The sequence below is a fragment of the Neoaquamicrobium sediminum genome (assembly GCF_013240295.1).
Taxonomy (GTDB): domain Bacteria; phylum Pseudomonadota; class Alphaproteobacteria; order Rhizobiales; family Rhizobiaceae; genus Aerobium; species Aerobium sediminum.
Genome location: NZ_JABETK010000001.1, coordinates 1,402,741 through 1,418,142 on the forward strand (window position 1 = coordinate 1,402,741; position 15,402 = coordinate 1,418,142).

The window sequence follows — 15,402 nt, forward strand, 5'->3', positions numbered from 1 at the left end:
GAGGGGGATGAGGCTCCCGCAATGTCCGGTTCAGGCGGGGGACGGGCCTATTTCCCGGACTCGGCGAAAATTGCCGATGACCTGCATTTGGGTCTTTGAAAATGGCGATTCAAGGGCGTCAACATTACATCTCTGTAACATGGCTGTGATGGGCGGCCTGCCCCGACGACGTGGCAGGAACAAGGGGCTCTGAAGCGGTTTGCGATGGACACCACGGATGCCCCGCGCTAGGCGTTTGTCCATGAAAAAGGCGATCATCTCTTCCTCGTCGACGGCTCCGGCTACATCTTCCGCGCCTATCACGCACTGCCGCCGCTCACACGTAAATCCGACGGCCTTCCTGTCGGCGCGGTCTCCGGTTTCTGCAACATGCTCTGGAAGCTGATGCAGAACGCGCGCGACACCGATGTCGGGGTCACGCCGACGCATTTCGCGGTCATCTTCGACTATTCGTCGAAGACGTTCCGCAACGAACTCTATCCGGAATACAAGGCGAACCGCTCGGCGCCGCCGGAAGACCTGATCCCCCAGTTCGGCCTGATCCGCGAGGCGACGCGCGCCTTCGACCTGCCATGCCTGGAAATGGAAGGGTTCGAGGCGGACGATCTGATCGCCACTTATGCGCGACTGGCATGCGAGGCCGGCGGCGACACCACCATCATCTCCTCCGACAAGGACCTGATGCAGCTCGTGGGTCCCACGGTGTCGATGTACGACCCGATGAAGGACAAGGAAATCAACGTCCCCGAGGTGATCGAGAAGTGGGGAGTGCCGCCGGAGAAGATGATCGACCTGCAGGCGCTGATGGGCGACTCGGTCGACAACATTCCCGGCGTTCCCGGCATCGGCCAGAAGACGGCGGCGCAGCTTCTGGAGGAATATGGCGACCTCGACACGCTGCTGGAGCGGGCGGGCGAGATCAAGCAGCAGAAACGGCGCGAGACGCTGATCGAGAATCGCGACAAGGCGCTCATGTCGCGCGAACTTGTGCGGCTCAGGAACGACGTTCCCGGCGTCGAGCCGCTGGACGATTTCGTGCTGCAGCCGCCGAACGGCCCGAAGCTGATTTCCTTCCTCAAGGCGATGGAATTCACCACGCTGACGCGGCGCGTCGCCGAGGCGTCCGGCGCCGAGGCCGCCGAGATCGAGTCGGCGCAGGTGGACGTCGAATGGGGCGAGGCAGCGCACGGTCCGGATGTCGGTTCAAAGCCTGCTGACGCAACTGCCGAGGGGGATGCCGCATCGGCTGCGGCGGCGGCTGGAGACACGCCGGGCGCGCTCGTTGCGGCCCGCGCCGCCGAGGCGGTCGCGCAGAAGGTCGACAACACCGCCTATGACTGCATCCGCGACATCGCCACGCTGCGCGAATGGATCGCGGAGGCGCGCGAGGCGGGCGTCGTCGCCTTCGATACGGAGACGACATCCCTCGACCCGATGCAGGCGGAGCTGTGCGGCTTCAGCCTCGCCACGCGGCCCGGACGCGCTGCCTATGTGCCGCTGATCCACAAGTCGGGCGCCGGCGATCTGCTGGGCGGCGGGCTGGTGGAAGGCCAGATTCCTGCGCGAGACGCGCTGGCCGAACTGAAGCCCCTGATGGAAGATCGCAGCGTCCTCAAGGTCGCGCAGAATCTGAAATACGATCTCGTCATCATGCAACGCCACGGCATCGACGTTGCGCCCTATGACGACACGATGCTCCTGTCCTACGTGCTCGACGGCGGCTCCAACAGCAGTCACGGCATGGATGCGCTGTCCGAGCGCTGGCTGGGCCATACACCGATCGCCTTCAAGGACGTGTGCGGTTCCGGCAAGGCGATGGTCACCTTCGACTTCGTCGATCTCGACAGGGCCACCTGCTATGCCGCAGAGGATGCCGACGTGACGCTGCGGCTGTGGCGGGTCCTCAAGCCACGGCTTGCCGAAAAAGGCCTCGTCTCCGTCTATGAGCGGCTGGAACGCCCGCTGGTGCCGGTGCTCGGCCGGATGGAGCAGCGCGGCATTTCAGTCGACCGCCAGATTCTGTCGCGGTTGTCAGGCGACTTCGCCCAGGGCGCGGCGGCACTGGAGGATGAAATCTACCAGCTTGCCGGCGAGCGCTTCACCGTCGGCTCGCCGAAACAGCTCGGCGACATCCTGTTCGGCAAGATGGGACTTCCGGGCGGATCGAAGACCAAGACCGGACAGTGGTCGACCACCGCGCGCGAACTCGAAGATCTTGCGGCAGCAGGCCACGAGCTGCCGCGCAAGATCGTCGACTGGCGCCAGCTCACGAAGCTGAAATCGACCTATACCGACGCGCTGCCCGGCTTCATCAACCCGCAGACGAAGCGCGTGCACACGTCCTATGCGCTGGCGTCCACGACCACCGGTCGCCTGTCGTCGTCCGATCCCAACCTGCAGAATATACCGATCCGCACCGCGAAGGCCGCAAGATCCGCACCGCCTTCATCGCCGAGCCCGGGAACCTGCTGATCTCGGCCGACTACAGCCAGATCGAGCTTCGCGTGCTCGCCCATGTCGCCGATATTCCCCAGCTTCGCCAGGCCTTCGCCGATGGCATCGACATTCACGCGATGACGGCATCCGAGATGTTCGGCGTGCCGGTCGAGGGCATGCCGGGCGAGGTGCGTCGGCGCGCCAAGGCGATCAATTTCGGCATCATCTACGGCATCTCGGCATTCGGGCTGGCCAACCAGCTTGCGATTTCGCGCGAGGAGGCCAGCGCTTACATCAAGAAGTATTTCGAGCGCTTTCCGGGCATCCGCGACTATATGGACGCGGCCAAGGCGCATTCGCGCGACAACGGCTACGTCGAGACGATCTTCGGCCGCCGCATCCACTTCCCCGAGATACGCTCGCCGAATCCCTCCGTGCGGGCGTTCAACGAGCGCGCCTCGATCAACGCCCCGATCCAGGGCTCGGCCGCCGACATCATCCGCCGCGCGATGGTGCGGATGGAGGCTGCGTTGGAGAAATCAGGGCTGCACAACACTCAGATGCTGCTGCAGGTGCACGACGAACTGATCTTTGAAGCGCCGGAAGGCGAGATCGAGGCGGCCATGCCGGTGATCCGCGATGTCATGGAGAATGCCGCTATGCCGGCGCTCGCCATGAAGGTGCCGCTGCACGTCGACGCCCGCGCCGCGAAGAACTGGGACGAGGCGCATTGAGGTGGAAACGGTCGCCGTCGCGCTGCCGACACTGCTCTCCTTCGCGCTCGCCTCGACGATCATCGAGCTGACACCCGGCCCTAACATGACCTATCTGGCGCTGGTTTCGGCCTCGGAGGGACGACGGGTCGGCTTCGCTACCGTTGCCGGGGTCGCGCTTGGTCTGGCCGTGATCGGGTTCGCGGCGGCCTTCGGCGTCGCAGAGCTCATAAGCGCTTCGCCGCTTGCATACGAAATCCTGCGCTGGGCCGGCGTGGCCTTCATGCTCTATCTCGCCTGGGACGGATGGCGCGGCGGCGGCGATGTCGTGGCATCGGATGCCAGGGTCGGAGGCCGTTACTTCCTGCGCGGGCTCGTCACCAACCTGCTCAACCCGAAGGCTGCGATGTTCTACGTCGCCGTGCTGCCGACATTCATCGACGCTGCCGGGCCCCTCCTGGCGCAGACCGTGACGTTGACCGTCGTCTATGTCTTGGTCGCAACACTCATTCACGCGGGCATCGTCGTGCTGGCCGGTGCGCTCGAACCGCTGCTGAACGACCCGCGCCGGGAGCGGATTGCGCGACGCTCACTTTCAGCCCTGCTGGCGCTCGTCGCGGTCTGGTTCGGCTGGACCACGGCCCGCTGAAAGGACACCGACGTTTCCTAGACCATTCGCCCCACGGCTGTATCCGCCGCAGAACGGATGGCGGAGATGTTCGTGGCATAGGCGTCTTTCGATCCGCCCTTGAACACCGCCGAGCCTGCGACAAGCACGTTCGCACCGGCCTTCGTGACCAGCGGAGCCGTTTCCGGCGTCACGCCGCCATCGATCTCTATGTCGATTGGCCGGTCGCCGATCAGCGCCTTCACGCGGCGCACCTTTTCCACGACCGAGGGAATGAAAGCCTGTCCGCCGAAGCCGGGATTGACCGTCATCAGAAGCACGAGGTCGAGCCGGTCGAGCACGTATTCGATGACGCTTTCCGGCGTCGACGGGTTGAGCGATACGCCGGCCTTCTTGCCGAGCGCCTTGATCGCCTGCAGCGAGCGGTCGAGGTGAGGACCGGCCTCGGCATGGACGGTGATGATGTCGCAACCGGCATCCGCGAAGGCGGCCAGATAGGCATCCGTCGGCGCAATCATGAGATGGCAGTCGAACACCTTATCGGTGCGGTTGCGGATCGCCTTGATGATGGGCGGGCCGAATGTGATGTTCGGCACGAAATGTCCGTCCATGACATCGAGATGAATCCAGTCGGCGCCTGCGGCAACCACCGCCTCGACCTCGTCGCCGAGCCGGGAAAAGTCGGCCGAAAGCACGGACGGTGCGATGATGGTTCCGGTCATTGCGGACGGCTCCCGTTGATCTGCCGTCCGCCTAGCGTGTGCGTTCGCCGTTGTCGAGAGGCCGAAGACCTTATCCTATGCCCATCATCTTGCGCAGCGCGGCGCGGTCGACACCGGAATCGGCGAAATCGTCGAATGCCTTCTCGGTGACACGGATGATGTGGTGCTCGATGAAGGGCGCGCCTTCGGCCGCCCCGTCCTCCGGGTGCTTGAGACAGCATTCCCATTCGAGCACCGCCCACCGGTCGTACCCGTACTGAGCGAGCTTCGAGAAGATACCGCCGAAATCGACCTGGCCGTCACCCAGCGAACGGAAGCGGCCGGCCCGCTCGGTCCAGCCCTGATAGCCCGAATAGACGCCCTGCCGGCCGGTCGGATTGAACTCAGCATCCTTCACATGGAAGGCCGAAATGCGCTCGTGATAGATGTCGATGAAAGCGAGGTAGTCGAGCTGCTGCAGCAGGAAATGCGACGGATCGTAGTTGATGGTGCAACGCTTGTGGTCGCCGACCGCATCCAGAAACATCTCGAAGGTCGCGCCGTCGAAAACGTCCTCGCCCGGGTGGATCTCGAAACCGAGATCGCAGTCGGCATCCTCATAGGCATCGAGGATCGGCTTCCAGCGTTTGCCGAGCTCGCCGAATGCCTCCTCGACGAGACCGGCGGGGCGCTGCGGCCAGGGATAGAGATAGGGGAAGGCCAGTGAACCGGTGAAGGACACGCTCGCCTTGAGCCCCAGGTTCTGCGACGCCTTCGCCGCTAGCTTCATCTGCTCGACCGCCCACGCCTGCCGCGCTTTCGGATTGCCGCGCACCTTCTCCGGCGCGAAGCCATCGAACTGCGCGTCGTATGCAGGGTGGACGGCGACGAGCTGACCCTGGATGTGGGTGGACAATTCGGTGATCTCCACGCCCGCCTCGGCGCAGACGCCCTTGACCTCGTCGCAGTAGTCCTTCGACGACGCCGCCTTTTCCAGGTCGAAGAGGCGCCCGTCATTGCTCGGCACCTGAATGCCCTTGTAGCCGTGTCCGGCTGCCCACCTGGCGATCGATGGCAGCGTGTTGAACGGCGCCTCGTCGCCAGCGAATTGCGCCAGAAAGATCGCAGGGCCCTTCATCGTAGCCGGCATGTCATGTTCCTTTCCTGTGTCGATTTCACGGGCGCGCGTAGCGCACGTAAGCGAAGGCAGTCGAGTCCGGCGCCCAGCAGGGCACATTGATCGACCCCTGCCCGCCAAACAGCGAGACGGCGGTGCGGATGCCGCCGCCCTCGGGGTTCATCAGGCGCAGCTCCACGTCTCTGTCGCGCGGATGGCCTTCCGTGCCCGCTTCATAAGCCAGATAGAGCACCGCGGTTCCGTCCGGAGAGGGGTGCGGAAACCAGTTCACGCGGTCGTCATTCGTCATCTGCTCGATGCCGCTGCCGTCGGTGCGAACGCGCCATAGCTGCATCGTTCCGCCCCGGTCGGAATTGAACCATATCCATTTTCCGTCCGGTGTGTAGTCCGGCCCGTCATAATGACCGCCACCATCGGTGAGCCGGGTCTCTTCGCCGCCGGAAGACCGGACAGTGTAGATGTCCATGCCGTCATCGCGCGCCGCCGCGTACGCCATCGTCCTGCCGTCGGGCGACCAGCCATGCCACCACGACGGTACGTTGTCCGTGATCCGCCTCGGCACGCCACCATCGATGGGCAGCGTGTAGATGCAGGACTGCCCGGTTTCGGACTTGTCGCTGATGACGAGCGTGGTGCCGTCCGGCGAGATGCCGTGATCGTTGTTGCAGGCCGTGGCGAAGCCGGTATCGATGCGCTGCGGTTTCGCGCTGTCTGCAAGATCGAGCCGCCAGATCAGGCCATCGCCATTGAACACGAGAAACGTCCCGTCGGGCGACCAGTTTGGCGCCTCGATCAGCACGTCGGTGACATAGACCACGCGTTCGCCACCCGTCGCGGGCTCGTGGATGACGATTTCGCTCTTCATCCCACGCGCCCGTAGGTGAACCAGTCGAAATCGGCATGAAGGCCGCTGCCGCTGGTGTCGAATGCGGCCATGCCGACAAAGGCCCCGGTAAACGAGCCGTGCTCGCCGCGACCGCCTTCGTCCGAGATCACGCTGGCGTCGAGCGTCGGCCCGACCTGAATCCACTCGCCCTCGCGCTCGTAGCTGAAGTCAAGCGTCGCGCCACGAACCTCGGCCGCCAGCGTGACGGGCGCATCGCCCGGCAGCGGGACCGGGTTGGAGAGCGGAAAGGTCAGCCTGCCGTCCGGCCAGTCTCCGGGGCAGCTCATCACGGTCAGCACACGGCCGTGGCGCGCGTCGTGCGTGACGGCGAGAAAATGGAACTTGTGTCGATTGTAGTAGTGGACGAGACCGGCGGCCTGCTGAAATGTCTTGGGCTCATAGTCGAGCCGAGTCTCGGCGCGGAAGGAAAAGACGTCCTGTCGCCGCGCGACAAGCGCCTGCTCGTACCAGCTTCCGATCGACTCGCGGCCGAACAGCCGCAGGAAGCCCGGGCGGTCGCTCAACGAGAACAGTCGCTGCCAATCCGGCGTGCGCAGCCACTGGAATTCGAGTGGCAGCTTGCCATCATCGAAATCGTAGCGCTCGACGGCTGGCGCATCGACAGGCTGCACGTCCAGCGGCGCGGGAACCTCGACCGCCGGCACCTGGCCGCCCTGCTCCAGATAGAGCCAGCCATCCTCCTTCCAGACGCATTTCTGGATTGCCGTTTCCCGGCCGAGCGGCGAGCGCCGCAAGCCGGGCAGCGGCCGCGAGGTCAGATGCGTGTGGTAGATTTCGCCGTTCGGCGTCTCCACAAGCTGGCCGTGCCCTGCGCGTTGGAGAACCGCGTCAGGATCGTCCTTCGAAGTGATGAGATGGGTGCGCGGATGCAGCTCGTAGGGTCCGTCGATGGCCCGGGAGCGTGCCATGGTGACGGCATGGTCGTAGCCGGTGCCGCCCTCCGCCGTCGTCAGATAATACCATCCGGCCCGCTTGAAGAGATGCGGCCCCTCCACCAGCCCGTGCGGACTGCCGGCGAAGATGTTGCGCGCCTCGCCAACAAGCGTCTTCGCCTTCGCGTCCCACTCCTGCAACAGGATGCCTGCAAAGGACGGGTGCTTCGGCTGTCCGCCCACGCCGGACGAGACATGGTTCCACACCATGTTGAGGAACCACTTGCGGCCATCCTCATCGTGGAAAAGCGACGGGTCGAAGCCGGACGAATTGCCATAGACCGGGTCGGACCACGGCCCCTCGATGGACGGCGCGGTGACGATGTAGTTGTGGGTATCCTTGAAGGCCCCGTCGATGCGTTTGACGTCGGTGTAGACCAGCCAGAACAGCCCGTCGGCATAGGACAGGCACGGCGCCCAGATGCCGCCGGAGTCCGGATTGCCGCGCATGTCGAGCTGGCTCGCGCGATCGAGCGGCCGCCCGACCAGCCGCCAGTTGACGAGATCCTTCGAGTGGTGGAGCTGCACGCCCGGATACCACTCGAAGGTGGATGTCGCGATATAGTAGTCGTCGCCGACCCTGCAGATCGAGGGATCCGGATTGAAGCCGGGCAGGATCGGGTTGCGGATCATCTACTTCCTCTGCGGCCCTTCGCGTTCGGCGGATGCCGCCCACAGGTTGATGTCCGCATCCTTGGCGAACTGGTCGATCTCAGCGAGTTCCTCGGTCGTGAAGTTTGGATTGGCGAGCGCGCCGACGCAGTCCTCCACCTGTTCAGGGCGGCTGCGCCGATCAGCGCCGTGGTTACACGGCCGCCCCTCAATACCCAGGCCAACGCCATCTGCGCCAGCGTCTGTCCGCGCCGGGACGCTATCTCGTTGAGCGCACGGATATTGGCCAGGTTCTTCTCGTTGAGGAAGCCGGGACGCAGTGATTTGCCCTGCGCCCGCGCGCGTCGTCGGGGATGCCGCCGAGATATTTGCCGGTCAGCATGCCCTGCGCGAGCGGCGAGAAGACGATCGAGCCCACGCCGAGATCGTCGAGCGTGTCGAGCAAACCGTCCTCCTCAACCCAGCGATTGATCATCGAGTAGCTTGGCTGATGGATCAGGCACGGCGTGCCGAGTTCCTTGAGGATCGCCACCGCCTCGCGCGTGCGCTTCGAGTTGTAGGACGAGAGGCCGACATAGAGCGCCTTGCCGGAGCGCACGGCATGGTCGAGCGCCATCATCGTCTCTTCAAGCGGCGTCTCGGGATCGAAGCGGTGCGAATAGAAGATGTCGACATAGTCGAGCCCCATCCGCTTGAGGCTCTGGTCGAGCGAGGCAAGAACGTATTTGCGGCTGCCCCATTCGCCATAGGGGCCGGGCCACATGTTGTAGCCGGCCTTCGCCGAGATGATCATCTCGTCGCGATAGCCGGCGAAATCATCGCGCAGCATCTCGCCGAAAGCGACTTCGGCAGAGCCCGGAGGCGGGCCGTAATTGTTGGCGAGATCGAAATGCGTGATGCCAAGGTCGAAGGCCTTGCGGCAGATCGCCCGCTTGGTTTCGTGCGGCGTGTCGCCACCGAAGTTGTGCCATAGGCCGAGCGAGATGGCAGGCAGCTTGAGACCGGACCGTCCGCAGCGGTTGTAGGTCATGGTGTCGTAGCGGGTATCGGCTGGCTGCCAGGTCATGTCGGTTCCTTTCACGAGGGGCCGGCGCGGAAGACGCGCCGGCCCCGTCGTAACTATTTCTTCCGCGCTAGCATAGCCTTGGCCTGCGCGGGCGAAAGCGCTTCCGGCCGCTCGCAGGTCGTGCGCATGGCTACGAACCTGCCGGTCTCGCCCGAACGCAGGATGCCGGTCATCACGTCGATGACGTGCAGCGAAAGCTCCAGCGAGCAGCGATGCGGCCGGCCCTCCAGAATGCCCAGCGCCATGTCGGCGAGACCCGACGCGCGGTAGTTCGCCATCATGCCCTGGGCATGCTGCTGGTTGGGCACTGCGAAGGCGTGCTCCCATTTCGGCAGCTTCTTCACCGCATCGTTGCGATTGGTCATCATCACGTCGCCGCCGAAGAAGTTGGGGTCGGGAACGAAGATCGTGCCCTCCTCGCCATAGAGCTCGATCGGCGCATGGCCGTGCTTCCACACGTCCCAGCTTGCATTGAAGGTCACCGTGGCGCCGTTCTCGAACTCCATCAGCGCATGGATCGTCGTCGGTGTCGTCACCTTGATCTTCTCGCCGAAGCGCGGCTTGGAGGTGATCGTACGCTCGCTCGCAGGTGTTGCCGCGAGCGCGGCCACGCCACGCGCTTCACCGGGCCGATGAGCTGGACGAGATTGGTGATGTAGTAGGGGCCGATGTCGAGGATCGGCCCGCCGCCCGGCTGGAAGAAGAAGTCCGGGTTCGGGTGCCAGTGCTCCATGCCGTGGCTCATGACGTAGCACGTGCCGCTGGTCACGCGCCCGACCTTGCCGCCATCGATCAGGCTGCGCACGCGCTGATGCGCGCCGCCGAGGAACGTGTCCGGCGCCGAACCGACACGCAGCCCCTTCCGGTCCGCCCGCTTCTTCAGGTCCTGCCCTTCCCGCACCGACAGCACGAAGGGCTTTTCGGAATAGACATGCTTGCCGGCATCGAGAATCGCCTTCGACACCTCATAATGAGCTGCCGGAATGGTCAGGTTGACCACGATGTCGATATCGTCGCTGGCCAGGAGGTCAGCGACGCTGGACGCACGCACGCCGAACTCCTTGGCGCGGGCCTGCGCCATCTTCATGTCGAGGTCCGCGCCCGCGCGCATCTCGATGCCCTTGAACAGTGGCGCAAGCATGAAATAGGCGGCCGAGATGTTGCCGCAGCCGATCACGCCGACTCCGAGTTTCTTCGCCATCCCGGTCTCTCCTAAAAGTTCTTTGCTGCCTCGATCGACCGCCGCGCGAAACGCCCGGCATCGCTCGGGTTGTCGTGTTCCATGACGAAGATGCGCGCCGGCGTCTTGTCGCGCAGCGCCTTCATGATCGCCGGCCAGTCCATCGTGCCGTGGCCGACATCGGCCCAACCGTCCTCGTCCTGGGCTTCGCCTGCGGGCGCGATATCCTTCACATGGGCTGCAACGATGCGAGAAGCGTATTCATCGATCCATCGCATCGGGTCGGCGCCGCCGCGTACCACCCACGCAACGTCCATCTCCCAACCGATCTCCGGCGCTGCATCGAGGATCACGCGCTGCGGCACCGGGCCGTCGCTGCAAGGCACGAACTCGAAATCGTGGTTGTGCCATGCAAATCGCAGGCCGGCCTTGCGGCAATTCTCATGCACGGCGGCAAGCCGCGCCGCGAAGGCCCGCCAGCCGGCTTCGTCGGACGGTCGGGCCTCGGCGGCGATATGCGGGCAGATCAGCGTGCCGATGCCAAGCGTCTCGGCGATGCGGCGCGCAGTGGCAAAGTCGTCCTCCAGCATGTCGAGGGAGAAGTGTCCCGTCGGCATCGTCAGGCCGTTGCGATCGAGCATGGCGCGCAGGCCGGCGGGTCGTCGTAGAGACCGCCGAACCCTTCGACCTGCGCATAACCTGCCTTTGCGACCATGGCGAAGACGTCTTCCCAGGGCTGGAACTTGCGGGCGGAGTAAAGTTGGAATGACCAGTTCATCGTATCTGTCCGTCGGTTGGGAAAATCAAATGCGTTCGCCGGTGCCGGCGTCGAAAATGGAGGCGCGGCCGGGGTCGAAGCCGATGCGCACCATGTCGCCCTTGGCGACCGCCCGCTCGGCATCGATGCGGAAGCTCAGGTTCTGGCCGCCGAACTTGCCCCAGACCAGCGAGTCGGAGCCCATCGGCTCGACGATTTCGATCGTCAGGTCGGTCTGGAAAGGCATCGCACCAGCGCCGTCGCCGAGCATCACGTGTTCCGGCCGCACGCCGAAGACTGCCTTTCCGGTACGCGCGCCGCCCGCGAATTCGTAGCGGTCGAGCGGCACCTTGACGCCATTCGCCTCGAAGACGGCGCTGGCGCTATCCGAGACACACTCGCCCTCGATGAAGTTCATGCCCGGCGAGCCGATGAAGCCGGCGACGAAACGGTTGACCGGACGCGAATAGATCGCCTGCGGCGTATCGAGCTGCTGGATAATCCCGCCACGCATGACCGCGATGCGGTCGGCCAGCGTCATCGCCTCGATCTGGTCGTGCGTGACATAGATCATCGTGTTCTCGAGCTTCTGGTGAAGCCGCTTGATCTCGACGCGCAGCTCGGAGCGCAGCTTGGCGTCGAGGTTCGACAAAGGCTCGTCGAACAGAAACACGTCGACGTCGCGGACCAGAGCCCGACCGATCGCGACACGCTGCCGCTGGCCGCCGGACAGTGCCGATGGCTTGCGCTTGAGGAGCGGCTCGATCTGCAGGATCTCCGCTGCGCGCGCGATGCGACGCTCGATCTCATCCTTGGGCAGCCGGGCGTTCTTCAGCCCGAAAGAGAGGTTTCCCTCCACGGTCATCTGCGGGTAGAGCGCGTAGGACTGGAACACCATGCCGATGCCACGGTCCTTGGGCTCGTCCCAGGTGACGTTGCGGTCGTTGATGAAGATCTGGCCGGCGGAGACGTCGAGCAGTCCTGCGATGCAGTTGAGCAGCGTGGACTTGCCGCAACCCGAAGGACCGAGCAGAACGAGGAACTCGCCTCTGCCGACCTCCAGGTCGAGGCTTTTCAAGACCTCGACGGCACCGAAATTGAGCGAGACGCCGCGCACCGCCACACTCGGCGTGTTGCTGGTATCCATCATATGCATCAACCCTTGACCGCGCCCCGGCGATGCCGCGCACGAAAAGCTTGCCTGAAATGAAGTAGACGATCAGCGGCACCAGCCCGGTGAGCAACGTCGCCGCCATGTTGACGTTGTATTCCTTCACGCCCTGGACCGAATTGACGATGTTGTTGAGCTGAACCGTCATCGGGTAGTAGTCGGGACGCGTGTAGACGACGCCGAACAGGAAGTCGTTCCAGATGCCCGTCACCTGCAGGATGACCGCCACGACGAAGATGGGCAGCGACATCGGCAGCATGATCTTGAAATAGATGCCCCAGAACCCGGCGCCATCGACGCGCGCGGCCTTGAACAGCTCTTCCGGCAGCGAGGTGAAGTAGTTGCGGAAAAGCAGCGTCAGGATCGGCATGCCGAAGATGCAGTGGACGATGATCAAACCGTAGAGACCGCCGTAAAGCCCGATCTCACGCAGCATGATGACGATCGGGTAGAGCATCACCTGATAGGGGATGAACGCGCCGAAGATGAGGATGGTGAAGAACACATCGGCGCCCTTGAAGCGCCAGTTCGCCAGCGCATAGCCGTTGACCGATGCGATCGCGATCGACAGCACGACCGAAGGAACGGTGATGCGCACCGAATTCCAGAAGCCACGGCTGAGCCCCTCGCAATTGAGACCCGTGCAGGCTTCGGCCCAGGCCTTGACCCAGGGCTGGAAGGTGATCTCGACGGGGGCGAGAAGATGTTGCCGAGGCGGATTTCCGGCATGCCCTTCAGCGAGGTGACGATCATCACATAGAGCGGCAGCAGGTAGTAGACGGCCACGACGAAGAGCGTGCCGTAGAGGATGATGTTGCGCCGGGAGATGACCTTGCGGGGACGGGGACCGCTCGGACCAGCAAGTGGCTGGTCCGCGTGGACGGCCGGCGCGGAAACGGGAATAGCGACGTCAGCCACGCTTCTTGCCTCCGAATTCGAGATAGGCCCAGGGGATCAGCACGATCAGCACGGTCAGCAGCATCATGGTCGATGCGGCGAAGCCCTGGCCGAGGTTCTGCGACAGGAACATCGCGTCATAGACGTATTTGGCGGGCACCTCCGACGCGATACCCGGCCCGCCGCCGGTCTGGGCCACCACGAGGTCGTAGACCTTGACGATGCCCGAAGCGATTATGACCAGCGTCGTGATGAATACAGGGCGCATCATCGGAATGACGATGAAGGCGTAGGTCTTCCACATCGGTATGCCGTCGACACGCGCGGCCTTCCAGATGTCCTCGTCGATGCCGCGCAGGCCAGCGAGCATCAGGCACATGATGAGACCGGTGCTCTGCCAGAGGGCGGCAATCAGAATGCCGTAGATGACGATGTCGGCATTGTAGAGCGGATCGAACGAGAAGCTTGTCCAGCCCAACGAGCGAACGATGCCCTCGATGCCGAATTGCGGATTGAGGATCCACTGCCAGACAAGGCCGGTGACGATGAAGGACAGTGCGAACGGGTAGAGGAAGATGGTGCGGAAGGTGTTTTCGAACCTGATCTTCTGGTCCAGCAGCGCCGCCAGCAGAAAGCCGACGACGAGCGAGAAGACGAGAAGGCAGACACCATAGATCAGCAGGTTCTGGATCGAGATGATCCATTTGCTGGACGACCACAGCCGTTCGTACTGATCCAGCCCGACGAAATTCTCGCGCGGCAGAAGCCGCGAATTCGTGAAGGAATAGATGATCGTCCAGATCGTGCCGCCGGCAAAGACCACCAGCGCGGTGAGGATCATGGGGATCGCGGCAATCTTCGCGCTCAGATTCCTGAACAGCGGGTTCGGGCGCCGGGCCTCGTGCATGACGGCAACTCCCTGATGAGGGTCACGCTTGCGCCCGCCGCCCCCGACTTCCAGGGGCGGCGCGGCGCTGCTGGCTCGCAGATCAGTCGGCGTTGGCCACCAGGTCAACGAAGCGCTTCTGCGCGTCCTCGGCCGTGATGCTCGTATTGTTGAAGAACTCGACGAACAGATCGTTGATCTGCGTCAGCGAGTCCGCCGACATGAGCTGGTCGGGCGACTGGATGATGTTGCCCTGGGCAAGAATCTCCAGACCCTTCTTCATGCAGTCGTTGGCCGCTTCCAGGTCGACATCGCCGCGCACGGGCAACGAACCCTTCTTGAGATTGAAGGCGACCTGCACTTCCGGCGACAGCATCAGCTTGGCGAGGTCCGCCTGGGCGGCGCTCTTCTCCTCGTCATCCAGAACCGGGAAGTAGAAGGCGTCGCCACCGGTCATGATGACCTCGTTGACGCCCAGTCCGGGCAGGCAGGTATAGTCTTCGCCCGCCACCTGGCCGGCGACCTGGAATTCGCCCTGAGCCCAGTCACCCATGATCTGGCCGGCGGCCTGGCCGGTGATGACCATGTTCGTCGCCTGGTTCCAGTCCTGCACGTTCGACTTCGCCGACATGGAACGCGCCTGCGCGGCTGCCTCGAAAACCTTGGCTAGCTCTTCGCCGGCGGCAAGGTCTGCATCCTTTTCGCCGAAGATCTTGGTGTAGGCATCCGGCCCGGCAATCGCAGTCAGCAGGACCTGGAACGCCAGCGTGGTCTGCCACGGCTGCTGGCCAACGGCGAGGGGTATGATGCCCGCTTCCTCGAGCGCGGGAGCGGCGGCGGCATATTCCTCCCAGTTGGTCGGAACCGGCACGCCAGCCTTTTCAAAAGCCGCGTTCGAAAGCCAGAGCCACTGCTGCGAGTGGATGTTGACCGGCACGCAATAGATCTTGCCGTCGAGGGTGCAGGAATCCAGCAGCGAGCTCGGATGCACCACCTCGCGCCATTTGCCTTCCTCGGCAATGTCGGTCAGATCGCGCATCAATCCGGCTTCCACCAGCTCCTCGGCCTGGCGTCCGTGGTTGAATTGCGTGGCACCCATGGGGTCGCCGCCGGTGATGCGGCTGATCATGATCGGCCGGGCGGTGCCGCCGGAGCCGGCAATTGCGCCGTCGATCCATTTGTGACCGCTGGCGTCGAACGCCTTCGCGAACTCGGCAACGGCCGCCGCTTCGCCTCCAGAGGTCCACCAGTGCGTGACTTCGAGTTCTGCGGCCTGCACCGGGCCGGCAATGTTGAGAGCCGCCGTCGCAGCGAAGGTGGCGGTAAGGAGCCTATAACGCATCATATTTCCTCCCTGAAACTGTAACGTTACAGATCA

General features: G+C 63.9%; 8 protein-coding genes and 5 pseudogenes. 2 read left to right on the forward strand and 11 right to left on the reverse strand.

All coding sequences use genetic code 11. The features are described from left to right. The first annotated feature begins 285 nt into the window (after window positions 1-285). Window positions 286-3,170 (forward strand): annotated as a pseudogene (gene polA, locus HK436_RS06720) (DNA polymerase I). A 1-nt stretch (window position 3,171) separates the two neighbouring features. Beyond that, window positions 3,172-3,798, forward strand: coding sequence for a LysE family translocator (locus HK436_RS06725; RefSeq protein ID WP_312860513.1), 627 nt, complete (start codon window positions 3,172-3,174; stop codon window positions 3,796-3,798). Window positions 3,799-3,815: 17 nt separating this feature from the next. Here the strand turns inward: HK436_RS06725 and rpe are convergent, their stop codons facing one another. The 11 genes and pseudogenes from rpe to HK436_RS06780 all read right to left on the reverse strand — a co-directional run bounded on the left by rpe (window position 3,816) and on the right by HK436_RS06780 (window position 15,366). After that, entirely contained in the window at window positions 3,816-4,499 is a 684-nt protein-coding gene (rpe, locus tag HK436_RS06730) for a ribulose-phosphate 3-epimerase (RefSeq protein WP_173188285.1), read from the reverse strand. 70 nt (window positions 4,500-4,569) lie between these two features. Then, window positions 4,570-5,628, reverse strand: a complete 1,059-nt coding sequence (locus HK436_RS06735; RefSeq protein WP_173188286.1) for a sugar phosphate isomerase/epimerase family protein — start codon at window positions 5,626-5,628, stop codon at window positions 4,570-4,572. A 25-nt stretch (window positions 5,629-5,653) separates the two neighbouring features. Beyond that, complete coding sequence (locus tag HK436_RS06740; protein ID WP_173188287.1) at window positions 5,654-6,481, reverse strand: TolB family protein; 828 nt, start codon at window positions 6,479-6,481, stop codon at window positions 5,654-5,656. Next, window positions 6,478-8,088, reverse strand: a complete 1,611-nt coding sequence (locus tag HK436_RS06745; RefSeq protein WP_173188288.1) for a glycoside hydrolase family 43 protein — start codon at window positions 8,086-8,088, stop codon at window positions 6,478-6,480. Before HK436_RS06745 ends, HK436_RS06740 begins: the two co-directional genes overlap by 4 nt. Continuing rightward, window positions 8,089-9,133, reverse strand: a pseudogene (mgrA, locus tag HK436_RS06750) (L-glyceraldehyde 3-phosphate reductase). Between the two features lie 53 nt (window positions 9,134-9,186). Then, window positions 9,187-10,334, reverse strand: a pseudogene (locus tag HK436_RS06755) (Gfo/Idh/MocA family protein). Between the two features lie 11 nt (window positions 10,335-10,345). Then, window positions 10,346-11,091: pseudogene (locus HK436_RS06760) on the reverse strand (sugar phosphate isomerase/epimerase family protein). A 25-nt stretch (window positions 11,092-11,116) separates the two neighbouring features. Further along, complete coding sequence (locus HK436_RS06765) at window positions 11,117-12,217, reverse strand: ABC transporter ATP-binding protein (RefSeq protein ID WP_376769152.1); 1,101 nt, start codon at window positions 12,215-12,217, stop codon at window positions 11,117-11,119. Between the two features lie 8 nt (window positions 12,218-12,225). Then, window positions 12,226-13,159, reverse strand: a pseudogene (locus HK436_RS06770) (carbohydrate ABC transporter permease). Continuing rightward, the gene (locus HK436_RS06775) at window positions 13,152-14,045 is read right to left on the reverse strand and encodes a carbohydrate ABC transporter permease (RefSeq protein WP_173188290.1); all 894 of its coding nucleotides are present in this window, start codon (window positions 14,043-14,045) and stop codon (window positions 13,152-13,154) included. The pseudogene HK436_RS06770 and the gene HK436_RS06775 overlap by 8 nt, the downstream one beginning before the upstream one ends. Window positions 14,046-14,127: 82 nt before the next feature. Then, complete coding sequence (locus tag HK436_RS06780) at window positions 14,128-15,366, reverse strand: ABC transporter substrate-binding protein (protein ID WP_173189996.1); 1,239 nt, start codon at window positions 15,364-15,366, stop codon at window positions 14,128-14,130. Window positions 15,367-15,402 lie beyond the last annotated feature (36 nt).

What these genes read in the sequence shown, in the direction of transcription:
- HK436_RS06735 (WP_173188286.1), bottom strand. Translation starts at nt 5,628, where the DNA reads ATGCCGGCTACGATGAAGGGCCCTGCGATCTTTCTGGCGCAATTCGCT.
- HK436_RS06775 (WP_173188290.1), bottom strand. Translation starts at nt 14,045, where the DNA reads ATGCACGAGGCCCGGCGCCCGAACCCGCTGTTCAGGAATCTGAGCGCG.
- HK436_RS06765 (WP_376769152.1), bottom strand. Translation starts at nt 12,217, where the DNA reads ATGGATACCAGCAACACGCCGAGTGTGGCGGTGCGCGGCGTCTCGCTC.
- rpe (WP_173188285.1), bottom strand. Translation starts at nt 4,499, where the DNA reads ATGACCGGAACCATCATCGCACCGTCCGTGCTTTCGGCCGACTTTTCC.
- HK436_RS06780 (WP_173189996.1), bottom strand. Translation starts at nt 15,366, where the DNA reads ATGCGTTATAGGCTCCTTACCGCCACCTTCGCTGCGACGGCGGCTCTC.
- HK436_RS06740 (WP_173188287.1), bottom strand. Translation starts at nt 6,481, where the DNA reads ATGAAGAGCGAAATCGTCATCCACGAGCCCGCGACGGGTGGCGAACGC.
- HK436_RS06745 (WP_173188288.1), bottom strand. Translation starts at nt 8,088, where the DNA reads ATGATCCGCAACCCGATCCTGCCCGGCTTCAATCCGGATCCCTCGATC.